Raw genomic sequence first — 19166 nt, 5'->3', positions numbered from 1 at the left:
CATGTTTCCCCCAATACCCCACCCGCCCAACGCCCCCCTCCAACCCTTGCATCTGCCTTGGCTAAAACAGGCTGGTGTCGAGGTGGCTGTCCTTCGTCTGGACTTGATCGACCCGCGGATCTCCGGCAACAAGTGGTTCAAGCTGACTCATCATCTGGCGGCGGCAGCCGAGGCCGGTGCTGAAGGCGTGATCAGCCTCGGCGGTGCGCATTCCAATCACCTGCATGCCTTGGCCGCAGCGGGCAAACGCTTCGGTTTCCCCACCGTCGGCCTGCTGCGCGGCCATGCGCAAGACACCCCGACAAGTCTTGATTTGCAGGCATTTGGCATGCAGCTGCACTGGTTGGGTTACGCCGGTTATCGGGCTCGGCATCAGGCGGATTTCTGGTTGCCATGGCAAGCACTTTACCCGCACCTGCACCCGGTACCGGAAGGCGGTGGTGGATTGCCCGGTGCTTTGGGCTGTGCCGATTTGGTGGTTCAAGCGCGCAGCCAATTGAGTCAACTGGGTTGGGACGATTATCACGCCTGGTGGTTGGCGGCAGGCACCGGAACCACCCTGGCCGGGCTGGTCCTGGCTGAAACGGGCGCCCACCCGGTCTATGGCGCTCTGGCGGTGCCGGACGACCACGGTGTCGCCGAGCACGTCTCTGCTGTCATCGAGCGGGCTAACGAGCGCCATTGCAGCTATTACCTGCTGGACGCGAGCCGCGGCGGCTTTGCCAGGACCGATCCGCACTTGCTGGACTTCATCTCCGTCAGTGAAGCCGACAGCGGCCTGCCACTGGAGCCGCTGTATACCGGCAAAGCGCTACTGGCTTTGCATGATCGGGTGGCAGCAGGGTTATTGGCCCGAGGCACTCGCTTGATTTTTGTGCACACCGGCGGCTTGCAGGGGCGGCGCGGGATGGCGGCGAGGACCACGCTCTGAGTCTCATGGCATGAATCCTGCGAATCTCATTTGGTAACGGGTCGGCCCTGAGTATGCGGATGACACATGTGGAGCACGTACATCTCGGCGCGGCCCGGATAATCGATAACTTCTAATCGATACCTTCCTGATGAGCGCGCCGAGGTCAGCATGACAACCCAAGCAATGAAGGCTGTAGACCCTGCCACCTTGAGACGCGTGATCTGTGCGGCGGCCATTGGCAATTTTGTCGAGTGGTTCGACTTTGCGGTGTACGGCTTTTTGGCGACGACTATCGCTCAGCAGTTTTTCCCCAGCAGCGACCCCAGCGCCGCGTTGTTGAAGACGTTCGCTGTCTTTGCTGTGGCGTTCGCTTTTCGGCCCTTGGGCGGTATTTTCTTCGGCATGCTCGGTGACCGGGTAGGGCGCAAGAAAACCCTGGCCTTGACCATCCTGCTGATGGCGGGTGCGACGACGTTGATTGGCGTGCTGCCCAATTACGCGGCAATTGGCGTGCTGGCGCCGGTGTTGTTGACGTTGATTCGCTGTGCCCAGGGGTTTTCCGCCGGGGGTGAATACGCTGGCGCCTGCGCTTATCTGATGGAGCATGCACCGCGCACCCAGCGCGCCTGGTATGGCAGCTTTGTGCCGGTCTCGACGTTCTCCGCCTTTGCCTGCGCGGCGGTGGTGGCCTATGCGCTGGAGTCGTCGCTGTCGCTGGACGCCATGAGCACTTGGGGCTGGCGTTTGCCGTTTCTGCTGGCAGCCCCGTTGGGGTTGGTCGGGCTGTATCTGCGCTGGAAACTGGATGAAACCCCGGCGTTTCAAGCCGTCGCCAACGAGGCTGCAGTGGCCCATTCCCCATTGCGCGAAACCCTGCGTACCCATGGTGCCGCGATCTGCTGCCTGGGCGCGTTCGTGTCGTTGACGGCGCTTTCGTTTTATATGTTCACCACCTATTTCGCCACGTACCTGCAAGTCGCAGGCGGTCTGAGCCGGGCTACGGCATTGCTGGTGTCGGTGGTTGCGCTGATTTTTGCCGCCGCAATCTGCCCATTGGCCGGGATGTTTTCCGACAGGGTCGGGCGGCGGGCGACAATAGCGAGCGCTGGCGTGTTGTTGCTTGTGGTGGTGTATCCCGCATTCCTGATGGCCAGTTCCGGCTCGTTCATTGCGTCGATCTTCGGCGTAATGTTGTTGGCGGTGGGAGCAGTGCTCTGTGGTGTGGTCACGGCGGCCTTGCTCTCCGAAACCTTTCCTACACGTACGCGTTACACCGCCTCGGCGATCACCTACAACATGGCCTACACGATTTTTGGTGGTACCGCGCCACTGGTTGCCACCTGGCTGATCACCACGACCGGCAGCAACCTGTCCCCGGCTTTTTACCTGATGGCCGTCGCAGTGCTGGCGCTGGCGGGCGGATTGGCGTTGCCGGAGACGTCGAAGGTTTCCTTGCACGGGGCTGATGGCTCAGATGAATTCGAAGTGTCGCCGCAGGGATCTGTCGCTTAGCGAATACCTCTACTGATGCTTTTGGATGCACTGGCATCAGGGAGGATAAATTTTGCCAGCCAGGCAGAGTCCGCAACAAAAAATGGCATTCATGCGCTAAAAAGTGGCACATTGGCGCCGCCACTGTTGGCGGCATCCTTTGCAATCACGGTTGTAAAGCGCATACCCATTGTTACGGATGATCTTCATGGCTATCAGCAATATTCAGTCCAGCCCGGTCCCGCCCTTGGCAGCGAGCCAAAGCAGTCCTCTGGTCATGCGCATCATTGGTGCCGTGGCTCTGGCGCATTTGATCAATGACCTGATTCAGGCGGTACTGCCGTCGATCTATCCAATGCTCAAGGCCAACTACGGGTTGACCTTCACTCAGGTCGGATTGATTACCCTGACCTTTCAGATCACGGCGTCGCTGTTGCAGCCTTGGGTGGGTTATTACACGGATCGTCATCCGAACCCGCTGCTATTGCCGGCCGGTGCTATTTGTACGCTGGTAGGGATTGTCATGCTGTCGATGGTCGGCAGCTTTCCGCTCATTCTGCTGGCGTCGGCATTGATCGGCGTTGGTTCTTCGACATTTCACCCGGAAGCGTCGCGTATCGCCCGACTGGCCTCGGGTGGCCGCTTTGGCCTGGCTCAGTCTACCTTTCAGGTCGGTGGCAACGCAGGGTCGGCATTTGGCCCACTGCTGGCTGCAGCCATCATCATTCCGTTTGGCCAAGGCAATGTCGCCTGGTTCGGGCTGTTCGCGGTGTTTGCCATCGGTTTGCTGTACGCGATCAGTCGTTGGTACCGCGCGCACCTGAACCTGTTCAAACTCAAGGCAGGGCAGCAAGCGACCCATGGCCTGTCGAAAAAGCGGGTGACCGGCGCGTTGATGGTCCTCGGCTTTCTGGTGTTTTCCAAATACTTCTACATGGCCAGTTTCACCAGCTATTTCACGTTTTACCTGATCCAGAAATTCGACCTGTCGGTGGCCAGTTCGCAACTGCACCTGTTCCTGTTTCTCGGTGCGGTAGCCGCCGGTACGTTCTTTGGCGGCCCTATAGGCGACAAAGTCGGGCGTAAAACGGTGATCTGGTTCTCGATCCTTGGGGTGGCGCCGTTCACCTTGATGCTGCCCTATGCGGACCTGTTCTGGACCAGCGTGCTGAGCGTGATCATCGGCTTCATTCTGGCCTCGGCGTTTTCCGCCATTGTGGTGTTTGCTCAAGAGCTGGTGCCGGGCAACGTGGGGATGATTGCCGGGGTGTTCTTTGGCTTGATGTTCGGTTTCGGTGGGATTGGCGCAGCGTTGCTCGGCTACCTGGCCGATATCCACGGAATCATCTACGTGTACTCGCTCTGCTCGTTCCTGCCACTGCTGGGGATTTTTACGGTTCTGTTGCCCAATACCAAAAAAGTCTGATCACCTATCACTGCATAGATTCCGGCCGAACGCTCAAGCCGGCGGCATTGGTACGGCGACTGAGGCGACGGCGTTGGTGGTATTCCCTAGATAGGGCCACTGATCCGAGACCAGGAACAGGCGCTCGGCCTCTTCCCAATCGCCGCCACCGTTTTCGGTCAAGCGCACCAAGAGCTGTGCTGGCGCCAGCGGGTCCAGTTGCAGCAGCCACTCCTGTAACTGATCGGCCTGCCAGGTCTGCGCTTCACTGTAATGGGCGGGAGCCAGCCAGGCATGGCGCGGCAGGGGTTGCCAACGACCTGCGGGGCTTTGCGCGATGAAATCTGCCCAGTCATGCTGATGCAGCCAGCGTCCATTCAGGTGCTGACGGTGCGCGCCCGCCGGTGATTGTGCTTTCCCGGGCCATGGATAAAGCAGGTAACCCCCCAGCCACAGTTCAGCGCTGAACTGGCGAATGTCCAGCGCATCAAGGGCTTCACGGGCCTCGGGTCGTGCCGAGATTGGCAGTTGATGCTGGCTCAGGTGCGCGAGCTTGCGGTCCAGTCGGTCATGACAACCGGGCCCCAACCATTGCGCGGGGTCCTTGCCATCGCCCCGTTGCGGCCCCAGATAGAGTTTGATCGCCAACTCCACGTGGTGCACGCCGTCCCGGTCACGCAGAAGCATGTCCAGCTCCCCCAGCGTGTGACCGGCCAGGCGAATAGGTAAATTGGCGGCGATCATTTCAACGCCGGGTGCCTGCTGCACGGCAAATTGCCACAGCCGCTCGTAATACAGACCCAGGCGTCGGGTCGCGCCCAGTGCCAGCCAGTGATTCAGGGCGCTGCTGTCCTGATCCAGACGCAGTAACCAGTCGGCCAGGGTGTGCGGCGCTTGCACCCAATCACTGCCCGTCAGGGGGTGACGCTGGGGCCAGGGCGTTTCGGCAAGCATCGGCGGTGCGAGGATGACCCACGCCAGGTCGCGCACTTCGGGGTGGCGCAACTGGCGGGGCAGGTCGAGTAGGCTCGGGAATAAAGTCATTCAGCGAGAATAGCCTGTGTTGAAGGGGTTGGGTCATTCGCGAGGATGTCCGGGCAGGCAAATAATCCGCACCGGTTTGCCGCTGGGCAGGCCTTTCACCCATAATCGCTTTCTTTGAGTCGTATCGAATCCCGCAGGAGCCCCATGGAGCAATTTCGCAATATCGGCATCATTGGTCGCCTCGGCAGTTCGCAGGTGCTTGATACCGTTCGCCGACTGAAGGCGTTTCTGCTCGAGCGGCACATGCACGTGATCCTCGAAGACACCATCGCCGAAGTCTTGCCGGGGCATGGTCTGCAGACGTCGACGCGTAAAATGCTGGGCGAAGTCTGCGACATGGTCATCGTCGTCGGCGGTGATGGCAGCCTTTTGGGTGCTGCCCGGGCCTTGGCGCGTCATAACGTGCCGGTGCTGGGGATCAACCGGGGCAGCCTGGGGTTCCTCACCGATATCCGTCCCGATGAGCTGGAAGTGAAAGTCGCCGAAGTGCTCGACGGCCACTATCTGGTGGAGAACCGCTTCCTGCTTCAGGCCGAAGTACGGCGCCATGGCGACGCCATTGGTCAGGGTGATGCGCTCAACGATGTGGTACTGCACCCCGGTAAATCGACGCGGATGATCGAGTTCGAGCTGTATATCGACGGCCAGTTCGTCTGCAGCCAGAAGGCCGACGGCCTGATCGTCGCCACGCCGACCGGTTCGACTGCCTACGCGCTGTCGGCGGGCGGGCCGATCATGCACCCCAAACTCGACGCGATCGTCATCGTGCCAATGTACCCGCACACCCTGTCAGGCCGGCCGATCGTGGTCGATGGCAACAGCGAATTGAAGATCGTCGTGTCCAAAGACATGCAGATCTACCCGCAAGTCTCGTGTGACGGGCAGAACCATTTCACCTGCGCGCCCGGTGATACGATCAACATCAGCAAGAAGCCGCAAAAGCTGCGGTTGATTCATCCGCTTGATCACAATTATTACGAAGTCTGCCGCACCAAGCTTGGCTGGGGCAGCCGGCTCGGTGGTGGAGGCGATTGATGCTCGATCCCGCGCGTAGCTATGATCTGATCGGTGACGTGCATGGTTGTGCCCATACCCTTGAGCACTTGCTCGACACCCTCGGTTACCGTTTTCAGGCGGGCGTCTGGCGCCACCCTGAACGTATCGCGCTGTTTCTTGGCGACATCATCGACCGTGGCCCGCGAATCCGCGAAGCGCTGCACATCGTTCATGACATGGTCGAAGCGGGCCAGGCCCACTGCATCATGGGCAACCATGAATTCAATGCGCTGGGCTGGAGCACGCCAGCTTTGCCGGGCAGCCACAAGCAATTCGTGCGCGAACATACGCCGCGTCACGCGCGGCTGCTTGAGGAAACCCTGAGCCAGTTCGACCAGCATCCTCAGGACTGGCATGACTTCCTCGCGTGGTTCTACACGATGCCGCTGTTTATCGATGCCGGGCGGTTTCGCATGGTTCACGCCTGTTGGGACGCGGGTTTGATCGAGCCGCTACGGGCGCAGTACAGCGACGGTTGTATAGATGAGCACTTTGTTCAGGCGTCCGCCGAGCCCGGCAGTTTCGCCAGCAACGTCTTCGACCGTCTGCTGCGGGGGACAGACATGCGCCTGCCGCATGGCCTGACCCTGACCGGCGGCGATGGCCTGACCCGTGCGTTTTTCCGCACCAAGTTTTGGGAAGACGACCCGCAAACGTACGGCGACGTCGTGTTTCAGCCGGACGCCTTGCCTGATCTGGTCGCGAAGACACCGTTGTCGCCACTCGAAAAAAATGCCTTGTTACGCTACGGCATCGACGAACCCTTGCTGTTCGTTGGCCATTATTGGCGCAGTGGCAACCCCGCCCCAATCCGGCCGAACCTGGCCTGTCTGGATTACAGCGCCGTGCTTTACGGCAAGCTGGTCGCCTATCGGCTGGACCAGGAAACCTGCATCGACCCACGCAAATTCGTCTGGGTTGATGTTGAACGTCCAGAGGCTGTGCAATGAGTCCTGTTGCAGTACTACGCTTGCCGTTGACCACTGACTTGAGCGGCTTCGTCGGCTTGTTGCGACGCCTGCGCGTGCCCCATCGGGTCAGTGAAGAGGCGGGTGAGCAAGTTTTGTGGGTGCCAAATGCGCAATTGGCAGATGACATCCGAGTGCTGTATCAACGCTTCCCCGAAGGCGATCCCGCCTATGAATTGCCCGCTGTCGAGCTGGGGGCGACCTACGCCCGGCCGGGCTTTGTCCAACAATTGCGCAACAGCCCGGTTACGACACTGGTATTGCTGCTGTGCCTGGTGGTTGGCGCCGTCACCCTGCTCGGTGACCGGTTTGACACCCTGAGCTGGCTGACTTTTCTCGACTTCCGCGTGCGGGGTGACTACATCACCTTCATGCCACTGGCCGACAGTCTGGCAGCGGGGCAGTGGTGGCGGCTGGTCACACCGATGCTGGTGCATTTCGGTATTCTCCATCTGTCGATGAACGGCATGTGGTACTGGGAACTGGGGCGGCGGATCGAGTCGCGCGAGGGCAGTTGGCACTTGCTCGGGCTGACCTTGCTGTTCAGCCTGGTGTCCAACTACACCCAATATCTGGTCAGTGGGCCGACCCTGTTTGGCGGGCTTTCGGGAGTACTCTACGGCCTGCTCGGCCATTGCTGGATCTTCCAGTGGCTGGCGCCGAACCCTGTTTATCGTCTGCCTCGCGGCGTACTGATCATGATGCTGGTCTGGCTGCTGCTGTGCCTGTCGGGTCTGATCAGCATGCTGGGCTTCGGCGCCATCGCCAACGGCGCTCATGTCGGCGGCCTGATCATCGGTTGTGTTACGGGTCTTGTAGGCGGAGCTTTAGCTCGCCGGGCTGGTTAAAATTGTGTCCTTACTGTGGAGAGTGATATGTCCTCTTTTGTTGAAATGATCGAAAACATTACCCCGGACATTTACCAAAGCCTGAAATTGGCAGTGGAAATCGGCAAGTGGTCCGACGGTCGCAAGCTGTCCCAGGAACAGCGTGAGTTGTCCTTGCAAGCGTTGATCGCCTGGGAAGTCCAGAACTTGCCCGAGGAACAACGCACCGGCTATATGGGACCGCAGGAATGCAGTTCAAAATCGATAACAGTGCCTAACATCCTGTTCAAGTCGGATGCTATCCATTGATCGAGATTGGCCGCGGTGCAATCAGCAAAATGTCGGCGCGTCTCGACGCGCCGTGGGTGCAGTACGGTTTTCGTCTGGGCGACACGGACATACCGGTCAACCCCATGATCGGCAAGACGGTGCGCCTGGAATACCTGGGCGCGATCAATTGCACCCATTGCGGGCGCAAGACCAAGACCAGCTTCAGCCAAGGGTATTGCTACCCGTGCATGACCAAACTGGCGCAATGCGATATTTGCATCATGAGCCCGGAAAAATGCCACTACGAACAGGGCACCTGCCGTGATCCGGCGTGGGGCGAGCAGTTCTGCATGACCGATCATGTGGTTTATCTGGCCAACTCTTCCGGGGTCAAGGTAGGCATCACCCGCGCCACGCAATTGCCCACCCGCTGGCTTGATCAGGGGGCCAGTCAGGCGGTGCCGATTGTGCGCGTCGCGACGCGGCAGCAGTCCGGTTTTGTCGAAGACCTGTTGCGCAGTCAGGTGGCCGACCGTACCAACTGGCGTGCCTTGCTCAAGGGCGATGCACCGCCGGTGGACCTTAAAGCCGTTCGCCAGCAACTGTTCGACACCTGTGGCGAAGGCTTGCTCGGCTTGCAAGAACGATTCGGCCTGCAGGCCGTCCAACTCTTGCATGACGTCGAGCCAATTGAAATTCGTTACCCGGTCGAGGCTTATCCGACCAAGATCGTCAGCTTCAATCTGGACAAGAACCCGATCGCTGAAGGCACGCTGATGGGGATCAAGGGGCAGTACCTGATCTTCGATACCGGCGTGATCAATATTCGTAAGTACACGGCTTATCAGCTCGCCGTGCATCAGTAAGGACTCCAGCATGCGCACAGAACAACCGAAAATGATCTATCTGAAAGACTATCAGGCGCCTGAGTACCTCATTGACGAGACGCACCTGACCTTCGAACTGTTCGAGGACCACACTCTGGTCCATGCGCAACTGGTGATGCGTCGTAACCCGGCGCGCGGTGCCGGTCTGCCGCAGCTGGTGCTGGATGGGCAGTTGCTCGAACTGCTGTCGCTCAAGCTCGACGACACTGAACTGGGTGTCGGCGACTACCAACAGACTCCCGACCAGCTGACCGTGCAACCCAAGGCTGCGCAATTCACCCTCGACACCTCGGTACGGATTCACCCGGAAACCAATACCGCGCTGGAAGGCTTGTACAAGTCCAGCGGGATGTTCTGCACCCAGTGCGAGGCCGAAGGCTTCCGCAAGATCACCTATTACCTCGACCGACCTGACGTGATGAGCAAGTTCACCACCACCGTCAGCGCCGAGCAGCACAGCTATCCGGTACTGCTGTCCAACGGCAACCCGATTGCCAGTGGCCCGGGAGAGGACGGTCGGCATTGGGCGACCTGGGAAGATCCGTTCATGAAGCCGGCGTACCTGTTCGCGCTGGTGGCCGGCGATCTGTGGTGCATCGAAGACGTGTTCACCACCATGAACCAGCGCGACGTGACACTGCGCATTTATGTCGAGCCTGAAAACGTCGACAAGTGCGAGCACGCCATGAACAGCCTGAAGAAGTCCATGCGCTGGGACGAAGAGACCTACGGTCGCGAATACGACCTGGACATCTTCATGATCGTGGCGGTCAACGACTTCAACATGGGCGCCATGGAGAACAAGGGCCTCAACATCTTCAACTCCAGCTGTGTGCTGGCCCGCGCCGAAACCGCCACCGATGCCGCGCACCAGCGGGTCGAAGCGGTGGTCGCCCACGAATATTTCCACAACTGGTCGGGCAACCGCGTGACTTGCCGCGACTGGTTCCAGCTGTCGTTGAAGGAAGGCTTCACGGTCTTCCGTGACGCTGAGTTCTCGGCCGACATGAACTCGCGCACGGTCAAGCGCATCGAAGACGTCGCTTACCTGCGTACCCACCAGTTCGCCGAAGATGCCGGCCCGATGGCCCACGCCGTGCGCCCGGCCAGCTTCATCGAGATTTCCAACTTCTATACCCTGACCGTGTACGAGAAGGGCTCGGAAGTGGTGCGCATGTTGCGCACCTTGCTCGGTACCGAGGGCTTCCGTAAAGGCAGCGACCTGTACTTTGAACGCCATGACGGTCAAGCCGTGACCTGTGATGACTTCATCAAAGCCATGGAAGACGCCAATAGCGTCGAGCTGACCCAGTTCAAACGCTGGTACAGCCAGGCGGGCACCCCACGTCTGGCGGTGAGCGAGGCGTATGACAGCGCGGCGAAAACCTACAGCCTGACTTTCCGTCAAAGCTACCCGGCGACCCCGGACAAACAGGAAAAACAACCCTTCGTGATCCCGGTGGCGCTCGGCTTGCTGGATGCGCAGGGCGGCGAAATAGCCTTGCGTCTGTCCGGCGAAGCAACGGCGTCGGGCACCTCGCGGGTGATTTCGGTGAACGAAGCCGAGCAGACCTTCACCTTCGTCGACATCGCTGAAAAGCCGCTGCCGTCGTTGCTGCGTGGTTTCTCGGCACCGGTGAAACTGAGCTTCCCGTACAACCGTGACCAACTGATGTTCCTGATGCAGCATGACAGCGACGGCTTCAATCGCTGGGAAGCAGGCCAGCAACTGTCGGTACAGGTGCTGCAGGAATTGATCGGCCAACACCAGAAGGGTGAGGCCCTGGTGCTCGATCAGCGTCTGGTCACTGCGTTGAACAGCGTGCTGGCTGACGATCAGCTTGATCAGGCCATGGTTGCCGAGATGCTGTCGTTGCCGGGCGAGGCCTATCTGACAGAAATCAGCGAAGTCGCCGACGTGGACGCGATCCATGCCGCCCGCGAGTTTGCCCGCAAGCAATTGGCCGACAGCCTGTTCGAGGGCTTATGGCAGCGTTACCAGGCCAACCGCGAGCTGTCGAAAAAGACCGCTTATGTCGCCGAGGCCGAGCATTTTGCCCGTCGTGGCCTGCAAAACATCGCCCTGTCGTACCTGATGCTCAGTGGCAAACCGCAGGTGCTTGCGGCCTGCCTTGAGCAGTTCGATACGTGCGACAACATGACCGAGCGCTTGACTGCGCTCGCGGTGTTGGTGAACTCGCCATTCGCCGAAGAGAAAGCCAAGGCCCTGGCCACGTTTGCCGACAACTTCAAGGACAATCCGCTGGTCATGGACCAATGGTTCAGCGTCCAGGCTGCAAGCACCTTGCCCGGTGGCCTGCAACGGGTTAAAGCGTTGATGGCGCACCCGGCCTTCACGATGAAAAATCCGAACAAGGTTCGTGCGTTGGTCGGCGCATTCGCCGGTCAGAACCTGATCAACTTCCATGCGGCGGATGGCTCGGGCTATCGCTTCCTGGCGGACCTGGTGATTGAGCTGAACGCCTTCAATCCACAGATCGCCTCGCGCCAATTGGCACCGCTGACACGCTGGCGCAAATACGACAGCGCCCGTCAGGCCCTGATGAAGGCCGAACTGGAGCGCATTCGTGCTTCGGGCGATCTGTCGAGCGACGTGTATGAGGTGGTGAGCAAAAGTCTGGCTTGATTCATCGCCTTCGCCAGCAACAGGCACAATGGATAGTCCCCTCTGAAAAGTGTTACCCGCAAACAATGGGGTAACATTTTTTTGCGTAAAGAAAGTATCGACGGCCTGTCTTGGACGGATAACTCACATGCAGTTACTAACTTTTCGGTGTGTGTCGGATTGTATTCGCTCCTGAAATACTGCTTGGGATATTCTCCGTGCGTTGAACGGCGTATGTTATTGCCTTAATGATTGGTTTTTTGTTCTGTAACACTTATCCTCTCCTTTGTTATTACATTTGGCATCCGGATTGCGGGTTTTTAACTTGAGAACGGCTTGCGTGCGTTTAACTTGTGAAATTTCCTACAAGCTAAAGGGATGTTTCTTATAAAAATAATTAATGCATGTAAATAAGTAACTTCAGGGAGTAAGTCATTATGGAGAAGGGACCTGTCAGGGCGCGGTTGCGTTTCGCACCAAGGGTTGCGGGCTTTACCTTGGCCGGGCTTTTGCCCTTGCTGGGCGGCGTGGAGGTCGAGGCTGTCGAGTTCAGTTTCGCCGATGATGAAATCAAAGGCTCGTTCGATACCACATTGTCTTATGGGCAGCTGTGGCGAGTGCAAGGCCGGGACAAGACTAATGATGATGTCAATATCAATGACGGTAATCGTAACTTTGATACCGGATTGGTCTCGGAGGTTTATAAAGTTACGAGTGACTTGGAAGTTTCCTACAAGAACTATGGAGCTTTCGTACGTGGCTCGGCGTTCTATGACACACAGATTATGGATAAGCGCACCGATTACTCGGGTAACAATAATCCGTCGCAACCCAGTCAGAACTTTCCGCATAACGACAGCTTCACTTATGCCACTCGTCACAGTGCCGGGCGCGATGCACAAATTCTCGATGCCTATGTCTACGGTAATTGGGAGGTCGGTGATTTGCCGCTGACGGCGCGTCTGGGCCGACAAGTATTCAACTGGGGCGAGGGGCTTTTCTATCGAGGTGGAGTCAACACCACCAACCCGATCAATGCTGCGCAATTCCGGTTGCCTGGCTCTGAACTCAAGGAGGTACTGGTGCCCATCGAGGCGCTGAATTTCAACGTGGGGTTGAGCGACAACCTGTCGATGGAAACCTTCTACCAATTCAGCTGGAAGGAAACCCAGGTTGATCCGGTGGGCACCTATTTTTCGGAAACCGATCTGTTTGCCGATGGTGGCAATACGGCCTATGCGGTGATGCCGCAGCTGAGCACACTCAACGGTTTGTATCAGGGCCTCAGTGCGGCGGGTGCCGGGGGCCTGCAAGGCGGAGGTGGTGCTGACGCCGTCGGCAATTTCAAGGTGGCCTCGATCGGGCCTGATATCAACGCGAGAAACGACGGGCAATACGGCGTGGCTTTCCGCTATCTGGCCGAACAGCTCAACGCCACCGAATTCGGCTTTTACTTCGTCAACTATCACGCCAAAGAACCGACCATTTACGCTGACCTGGGCAGCTACAGTGGGTTGAATCTGGCCGAGCTGACCGCCGCGACCACGCCTGCGATTCAACAGGCGGTGGCCGCTCAGGCCGGTATCAGCGTGGCGCAATTGCAGGCGGCACTGGCTGCCGCCCCCAATTCGCCACTGGCCCAAGCCTATCGCAGCACCCTGACCTCGGCGGTGGGGGGAATGGCCACCATGGACGTCGCCAATCAGGTTCAGGGGCGTCGCGAATACGCTGAAGACATCCGCATGTTTGGTGTCAGCTTCAACACGACTCTGGGTGACGCCTCGTTGTTCGGGGAACTGGCTTATCGGCCGAACATGCCGATTGGTATCGCCACCACCAGCGATTTGCTCGGCGATTTGCTGATGCAGGCCCCACAAATGGCCTCGGGTGCCCTGGTCAATATCGGCGGTAATGACGTCAGGCTGGGGGACATGATCCATAACGCCGAACGCGTCGAAATGTTCAACACCTCATTGGGCACGATCTACAACTTCGGCCCACGAATGAGTTTTGATTCGCTGACCGGCGTCGCCGAGCTGTCTTCCGAACACTTGCGCGGTAGCAGCTTGAAATATACCGCTTGGGATGGCAGCACTCGTTATTACTCCAGCCGTGGCAACGTTCCGTACATCAATGGCCATGACCGAGACGACCAGGTCAATAAAAACGCTTTTGGCTACACGCTGATGTTCCAGGGCACCTGGAACGATGCGTATGCGGGGGTCAACCTGTCGCCCTTCGTTATCTACAAGGATGACTTCGAGGGCAACTCTCACCAGACCGGCAATTTCATCGAGGGACGCAAGGCTTACACCCTCGGCGTCAGGGCCAACTACCAGAACCGTCTGGAAGCCGAGCTGCAATACACCGAGTTTTACGGGGCAGGGCAGAACAGTGCCATTCGCGACCGGGACAACATCGGGTTGAACGTCAAATATTCGTTTTGAAATCAAGGAGAGTGCAGATGTTCATGAAACAGATGCTCAAGACGCATCGGTCAATGGCAGTCGCCTTTGTCCTGACGCTGACGGCCAACACTGCCCAGGCCACGGACGCTGCTGCGTGGGATAAAAGCCTGACCCCATTGGGCGCTGAAAAGGCTGGCAACGCGGCGGGCACCATTCCGGCCTGGAGTGGTGGTCTCACCCAAGCGCCTGCGGGTTACAAAGGCCCCGGCAAACCGCATGTCGATCCCTTTGGCACAGACACGCCGTTGTTCACCATCACCAAGGCCAATCTAGACCAATACAAAGTAAGTCTGACGCCGGGTCAGATCGCGATGTTCGAAACGTACCCGAACAGCTACCAGATGCCGGTTTACACCACTCGCCGCACCGGAGCGGCACCGCAATGGGTCTATGACAACACCCGCAAGAACGCCGGCAGCGCCAAATTGATCGGTGGCGGCAACGGCTTTGTCGATGCATACGGAGGTATTCCGTTCCCGATGCCGCAAAGCGGGGTTGAAGCGCTGTGGAACCACATTGCCCGCTACCGCGGTACCTATGTGGTGCGTCGTGCGTCGGAAGTGGCTGTACAGCGTAATGGCAGTTTCAGTCCGATCACGTCGCAGCAGGAGGCCAAGTTCAAGTTTTATGAACCCGATGGCTCTTACGCCGGCTTGGGCAACGTGATGTTCTATTACCTGTCGTTCACCAAAAGCCCGGCGCGTCTTGCCGGTTCTGCGGTGCTGGTGCATGAAACCCTTGATCAGGTTAAGGAGCCACGTCAGGCCTGGGCGTATAACGCAGGCCAGCGCAGGGTGCGGCGCGCACCGAATCTGGCTTATGACACGCCAATCCCCGCTGCCGACGGTTTACGCACGGCTGATGACACCGACATGTTCAACGGTTCGCCGGACCGTTACGACTGGAAGCTGGTGGGCAAAAAGGAAATTTACATCCCCTACAACAACTACAAGGTGTCCAGCCCGGAGGTCAGTTACAAGCAATTGTTGCAGGCGGGCCATTTGAACCCTGCCTATACGCGTCACGAGTTGCATCGGGTGTGGGTGGTGGAGGGCACGCTCAAACCGAACGCACGGCATATCTATTCCAGACGGACCCTGTATCTGGATGAGGACAGCTGGCAAGCGGCGGTGGTCGATCAGTACGACAGCCGCGGCGAATTGTGGCGGGTATCGATGGCCTACCTAAAAAACTACTACGAACTGCCCACCACCTGGTCTGCACTGGACGTATTTCACGATCTTCAGGCCCGTCGCTATCACGTGCAGAACCTGGACAATGAGGAGCCTAATACCATCGACTTCAGCCAGATCAGCCCTGATGAAAGCGAGTTCAAACCAGCTGCCTTGCGCCGGCGCGGTACCCGGTAGGGGGCAGTGAGACTGCCCTGGCCCCTTCATCGCAGTCTCGCGTGTCACCACACAGGTGCGCGATCTGCCGGGACGGGCAGTCTTGCAATCAGGCGTGCCCTTCTTGATAGGGTATGTCCGCTCGCACCCTGGTCATCAAGCAAACGAATAAGCCATCAATCACGCATGCCCGGCTTAACAAAAGATAACGTCATGTCGATTGTCATACGTTTCTAAAGCTGGATAGGATAGGTCTGCTTCCAAAGGGTTTTTCTAGAGCGGTTGCGGCCCTCTGGGACACCTTGAGGTCGACCTAATAACAATAACGGGGGAGAGGTCTATGAGTGAGCCTGTAAATCGGCGCACCCAGTCCGATGTGGATGCGGCTATAGGTCGTCCATCGGCGTTACGTAAAGGCAAGTCCCTGGCGGCGGCACTCTCAGTGACCATCTCGCTGCTCGGCGCGCTGTCGGTATCTGGTTTTGCCGCGCCCTTGCAGGCTGCGCAAAGCACGGCTGAAGACTCTACTTTTTCCATCGAATCGCCCAAATCCTCTCACGGGTTATTGCTCGACGTGACCCATGCCGGTGCGCGGCTGATCGTTGTGGGCGACCGGGGCCACATTCTGTATTCCGATGATCAGGGCAAGACCTGGACTCAGGCCAAAGTGCCGAGCCGGCAGTTGCTGACGGCGGTCTATTTTGTCGACGACACGCATGGTTGGGCAGTCGGGCACGATGCACAGATTCTTGCCAGTGCCGATGCAGGCGCGACTTGGACCAAGCAATTCGAAGACCTCAACCGCGAAGCACCCTTGCTGGATGTCTGGTTCAAGGACGCCCAGACAGGTTTTGCCGTGGGAGCCTATGGCGCCTTGCTGACGACCACTGATGGCGGCGCGCATTGGGCCGATGTCAGCGACCGAATCGACAACCAGGACCAGTACCACTACAACGGCATCGCCCAGGTCAAGGATTCGGGTCTGTTCATTGTTGGGGAAATGGGCAGCATGTTCCGTTCTGCCGACGAGGGACAAACCTGGGAGCGCGTACAAAGCCCTTATCAGGGTTCCCTGTTCGGTGTGATCGGCACTGCCAGATCCGACACGCTGTTGGCCTACGGCCTGCGCGGTAACCTGTTTCGGTCCACTGACTTCGGCACTACCTGGACCACCATCGAACTCAAGGGCGCACGTGGCCCGCTGGAGTTCGGCCTGTCGAATGCGGCCCTGCTGTCTGACGGCTCGCTGGTAGTGGTGGGCAATGGCGGCAGTGTGATGCGCAGCACTGACGACGGCGTTTCGTTCAAGGTGTCCAATCGTCCTGACCGCATCTCCCTGGCAGGCGTGACCGCCGACGATAAGGGCGATCTGATTCTGGTAGGACAGGGTGGCGTTCGCGTTACCTCGCCAACCGGCGCTGAGCTGGTCCAACAATAAGACCTATTAAGGCGAGGAAGTTTTCGCATGACCAATCATCAACCACTTCATCATCAAGACAAGGCGACGTTCCTTGAACGGTTGATTTTCAACAATCGCCCGGTAGTGGTCTTTATCTGCCTGCTGGTCAGTACCTTTCTGTTCTATCAGGCGACGTTGGTTCGGCCCTCGACCAGTTTCGAAAAAATGATTCCGCTCGAGCATCCCTTCATCCAGAAGATGCTTGAACACCGCAACGATCTGGCCAACCTCGGCAATACCGTACGGGTTTCCGTGGAAGCGGTGGACGGCGACATCTTCACGAAGGAGTACATGGAGACCCTGCGACTGATCAATGACGAGGTGTTCTACATCTCCGGCGTTGATCGATCCGGGTTGAAGTCGCTGTGGAGTCCTAGCGTGCGCTGGACCGAAGTGACCGAAGAAGGGTTTGCTGGTGGTGAAGTCATCCCGCAAAGCTACAACGGGTCCGAAGACAGCCTTGATCAACTGCGCAACAACGTGCTCAAGTCGGGTCAGGTCGGTCGACTGGTGGCCAACGATTTCAAATCGAGCATCGTGGATATTCCGTTGCTCGAGTCCTACCCGGACCCGAATGATCAAGGCAAGCTGCTTGCCCTCGATTACCGGCAGTTTTCCCATCAGCTCGAAGAGAAAATTCGCGACAAGTTCCAGGCGCAGAACCCTAATGTGAAGGTGCACATCGTCGGTTTCGCCAAGAAAGTCGGCGACCTGATCGATGGCCTGATCATGGTGGTCCTGTTTTTTGGTGTGGCTTTCCTGATCACCCTGGTGCTGCTCATCTGGTTCACGCGCTGTATCCGCAGCACCATCGCGGTGCTCAGCACCACGCTGATTGCGGTGGTCTGGCAATTGGGGTTGATGCACGTGGTGGGCTTCGGCCTGGACCCGTATTCGATGTTGGTGCCGTTCCTGATTTTCGCCATCGGTATTTCCCACGGCGTACAAAAAATCAACGGCATCGCCATGCAGTCCAGCGATGCCGACAACGCCTTGACCGCTGCTCGACGGACGTTCCGCCAACTGTTTTTGCCGGGGATGATCGCGATCCTTGCCGACGCAGTGGGTTTCATCACCTTGCTGATTATCGACATCGGCGTGATCCGCGAGCTGGCCATCGGCGCGTCGATTGGTGTCGCGGTCATCGTTTTCACCAACCTGATCCTGTTGCCGGTGGCGATTTCCTATGTCGGCATCAGCAAGAAAGCCGTTGAACGCAGCAAAAAGGATGCGGTGCGTGAGCATCCGTTCTGGCGCCTGCTGTCGAATTTCGCCAGCGCAAAAGTTGCGCCGGTGTCTATTGGCCTGGCGTTGCTGGCCTTCGGTGGTGGGCTCTGGTACAGCCAGAACCTGAAAATCGGTGACCTCGATCAGGGGGCGCCGGAACTGCGTCCGGACTCGCGCTACAACAAAGACAACAGTTTCATCATCAAAAACTACTCCACCAGCTCGGATGTCTTGGTGGTGATGGTCAAGACCCCGCCAGAAGGCTGCTCGGCCTATCCGACGATGTCTGCCATCAACGAACTGACCTGGAAGATGGAGAACACCCCAGGCGTGCAGTCGGCGATTTCCCTGGTGACCGTGTCCAAGCAGATGATCAAGGGCATGAACGAGGGCAACCTGAAATGGGAATCCCTGTCGCGTAACAAGGACGTGCTGAACAACTCCATCTCCCGCGCTGACGGCCTGTACAACAACGATTGCTCGCTGGCACCGCTGTTGGTGTTCCTCAACGACCACAAGGCCGAAACCCTTGATCGCGCGGTGCATGCAGTCAAGGACTTCGCCAGAGACAACGACAAGGATGGTCTGCAATTCCTCCTCGCCGCGGGCAATGCCGGGATTGAGGCGGCCACCAACGAAGTGATCAAGGAGTCGGAGTTGACGATCCTGATCCTGGTCTACCTCTGCGTGGCGACCATGTGCATGATCACCTTCCGTTCATGGGCGGCGACCTTGTGCATCGTCCTGCCGCTGGTGCTGACGTCCGTACTGGGCAACGCCTTGATGGCCTTCATGGGCATCGGGGTGAAAGTCGCGACCTTGCCGGTGGTCGCGCTGGGTGTGGGCATCGGTGTGGATTACGGGATCTACGTTTACAGCCGTCTGGAAAGCTTCCTGCGTGCCGGTCTGCCTCTGCAGGAAGCGTATTACGAGACCTTGAAGTCCACCGGTAAAGCGGTGCTGTTTACCGGCTTGTGCCTCTCTATCGGGGTTTGCACCTGGATCTTCTCGGCAATCAAGTTTCAGGCTGACATGGGCCTGATGCTGACCTTCATGCTCCTGTGGAACATGTTCGGTGCCCTGTGGCTACTGCCAGCACTGGCGCGGTTCCTGATCAAACCGGAGAACATGGCGGGCAAGGTCGGGAACTCGTTGTTCTCTCACTGAAGTCGTCCG

General features: G+C 58.4%; 14 protein-coding genes. 13 read left to right on the top strand and 1 reads right to left on the bottom strand.

The window, feature by feature from the left end:
* Window position 1 precedes the first annotated feature (1 nt).
* The 3 genes from RGU44_RS12540 (at window position 2) to RGU44_RS12530 (ending at window position 3830) form a co-directional block, all read left to right on the top strand.
* The gene (locus RGU44_RS12540) at window positions 2–931 is read left to right on the top strand and encodes a 1-aminocyclopropane-1-carboxylate deaminase/D-cysteine desulfhydrase (RefSeq protein WP_322217381.1); all 930 of its coding nucleotides are present in this window, start codon (window positions 2–4) and stop codon (window positions 929–931) included.
* A gap of 150 nt (window positions 932–1081) precedes the next feature.
* Window positions 1082–2425, top strand: coding sequence for an MFS transporter (locus RGU44_RS12535; RefSeq protein ID WP_322180758.1), 1344 nt, complete (start codon window positions 1082–1084; stop codon window positions 2423–2425).
* A 187-nt stretch (window positions 2426–2612) separates the two neighbouring features.
* A complete protein-coding gene (locus RGU44_RS12530) occupies window positions 2613–3830 on the top strand; it encodes an MFS transporter (protein ID WP_322180756.1) in 1218 nt (405 codons plus the stop codon).
* 33 nt (window positions 3831–3863) lie between these two features.
* On the opposite strand, the gene RGU44_RS12525 is transcribed toward RGU44_RS12530, so the two are convergent.
* Window positions 3864–4853 carry a DUF1853 family protein gene (locus tag RGU44_RS12525; RefSeq protein WP_322180754.1) on the bottom strand — a complete coding sequence of 330 codons (990 nt, stop codon included), beginning with the start codon at window positions 4851–4853 and terminating at the stop codon, window positions 3864–3866.
* A gap of 144 nt (window positions 4854–4997) precedes the next feature.
* Here RGU44_RS12525 and RGU44_RS12520 point away from each other — a divergent pair, with 144 nt between their 5' ends.
* The 10 genes from RGU44_RS12520 to RGU44_RS12475 all read left to right on the top strand — a co-directional run bounded on the left by RGU44_RS12520 (window position 4998) and on the right by RGU44_RS12475 (window position 19157).
* The gene (locus tag RGU44_RS12520; RefSeq protein ID WP_219061589.1) at window positions 4998–5888 is read left to right on the top strand and encodes an NAD(+) kinase; all 891 of its coding nucleotides are present in this window, start codon (window positions 4998–5000) and stop codon (window positions 5886–5888) included.
* The gene (locus tag RGU44_RS12515; RefSeq protein ID WP_219061588.1) at window positions 5888–6859 is read left to right on the top strand and encodes a metallophosphoesterase; all 972 of its coding nucleotides are present in this window, start codon (window positions 5888–5890) and stop codon (window positions 6857–6859) included. Before RGU44_RS12520 ends, RGU44_RS12515 begins: the two co-directional genes overlap by 1 nt.
* Complete coding sequence (locus RGU44_RS12510; protein WP_322180752.1) at window positions 6856–7725, top strand: rhomboid family intramembrane serine protease; 870 nt, start codon at window positions 6856–6858, stop codon at window positions 7723–7725. The genes RGU44_RS12515 and RGU44_RS12510 overlap by 4 nt, the downstream gene beginning before the upstream one ends.
* A 27-nt stretch (window positions 7726–7752) precedes the next feature.
* Window positions 7753–8013 (top strand): YeaC family protein, encoded by a 261-nt coding sequence (locus RGU44_RS12505; protein WP_219061586.1) that lies wholly within the window; start codon window positions 7753–7755, stop codon window positions 8011–8013.
* Window positions 8010–8840 carry a DUF2797 domain-containing protein gene (locus tag RGU44_RS12500; protein WP_322180749.1) on the top strand — a complete coding sequence of 277 codons (831 nt, stop codon included), beginning with the start codon at window positions 8010–8012 and terminating at the stop codon, window positions 8838–8840. Before RGU44_RS12505 ends, RGU44_RS12500 begins: the two co-directional genes overlap by 4 nt.
* A gap of 10 nt (window positions 8841–8850) precedes the next feature.
* Complete coding sequence (gene pepN, locus RGU44_RS12495) at window positions 8851–11508, top strand: aminopeptidase N (protein WP_322180747.1); 2658 nt, start codon at window positions 8851–8853, stop codon at window positions 11506–11508.
* A 416-nt stretch (window positions 11509–11924) separates the two neighbouring features.
* A complete protein-coding gene (locus tag RGU44_RS12490; protein ID WP_322217378.1) occupies window positions 11925–13934 on the top strand; it encodes a DUF1302 domain-containing protein in 2010 nt (669 codons plus the stop codon).
* Window positions 13935–13966: 32 nt separating this feature from the next.
* Window positions 13967–15325 carry a DUF1329 domain-containing protein gene (locus tag RGU44_RS12485; RefSeq protein WP_322217811.1) on the top strand — a complete coding sequence of 453 codons (1359 nt, stop codon included), beginning with the start codon at window positions 13967–13969 and terminating at the stop codon, window positions 15323–15325.
* Between the two features lie 319 nt (window positions 15326–15644).
* Window positions 15645–16742: a WD40/YVTN/BNR-like repeat-containing protein gene (locus RGU44_RS12480; protein ID WP_322180742.1), complete on the top strand. Its 1098-nt coding sequence runs from the start codon at window positions 15645–15647 to the stop codon at window positions 16740–16742.
* 27 nt (window positions 16743–16769) lie between these two features.
* Window positions 16770–19157: an RND family transporter gene (locus RGU44_RS12475; RefSeq protein ID WP_322217376.1), complete on the top strand. Its 2388-nt coding sequence runs from the start codon at window positions 16770–16772 to the stop codon at window positions 19155–19157.
* The last annotated feature ends 9 nt before the right edge of the window (window positions 19158–19166 follow it).

The organism is Pseudomonas sp. 5C2, assembly GCF_034314155.1.
Classification (GTDB): domain Bacteria; phylum Pseudomonadota; class Gammaproteobacteria; order Pseudomonadales; family Pseudomonadaceae; genus Aquipseudomonas.
Note: the sequence above shows the minus strand (reverse complement) of the source record. Positions and strands in the feature narration are given on the sequence as shown.

Excerpts from the sequence above, each read along its gene's own strand:
- RGU44_RS12535 (WP_322180758.1), top strand. The coding sequence starts at position 1,082 with ATGACAACCCAAGCAATGAAGGCTGTAGACCCTGCCACCTTGAGACGC.
- RGU44_RS12525 (WP_322180754.1), bottom strand. The coding sequence starts at position 4,853 with ATGACTTTATTCCCGAGCCTACTCGACCTGCCCCGCCAGTTGCGCCAC.
- RGU44_RS12505 (WP_219061586.1), top strand. The coding sequence starts at position 7,753 with ATGTCCTCTTTTGTTGAAATGATCGAAAACATTACCCCGGACATTTAC.
- pepN (WP_322180747.1), top strand. The coding sequence starts at position 8,851 with ATGCGCACAGAACAACCGAAAATGATCTATCTGAAAGACTATCAGGCG.
- RGU44_RS12485 (WP_322217811.1), top strand. The coding sequence starts at position 13,967 with ATGCTCAAGACGCATCGGTCAATGGCAGTCGCCTTTGTCCTGACGCTG.
- RGU44_RS12530 (WP_322180756.1), top strand. The coding sequence starts at position 2,613 with ATGGCTATCAGCAATATTCAGTCCAGCCCGGTCCCGCCCTTGGCAGCG.
- RGU44_RS12480 (WP_322180742.1), top strand. The coding sequence starts at position 15,645 with ATGAGTGAGCCTGTAAATCGGCGCACCCAGTCCGATGTGGATGCGGCT.
- RGU44_RS12520 (WP_219061589.1), top strand. The coding sequence starts at position 4,998 with ATGGAGCAATTTCGCAATATCGGCATCATTGGTCGCCTCGGCAGTTCG.
- RGU44_RS12515 (WP_219061588.1), top strand. The coding sequence starts at position 5,888 with ATGCTCGATCCCGCGCGTAGCTATGATCTGATCGGTGACGTGCATGGT.
- RGU44_RS12540 (WP_322217381.1), top strand. The coding sequence starts at position 2 with ATGTTTCCCCCAATACCCCACCCGCCCAACGCCCCCCTCCAACCCTTG.
- RGU44_RS12510 (WP_322180752.1), top strand. The coding sequence starts at position 6,856 with ATGAGTCCTGTTGCAGTACTACGCTTGCCGTTGACCACTGACTTGAGC.
- RGU44_RS12490 (WP_322217378.1), top strand. The coding sequence starts at position 11,925 with ATGGAGAAGGGACCTGTCAGGGCGCGGTTGCGTTTCGCACCAAGGGTT.
- RGU44_RS12475 (WP_322217376.1), top strand. The coding sequence starts at position 16,770 with ATGACCAATCATCAACCACTTCATCATCAAGACAAGGCGACGTTCCTT.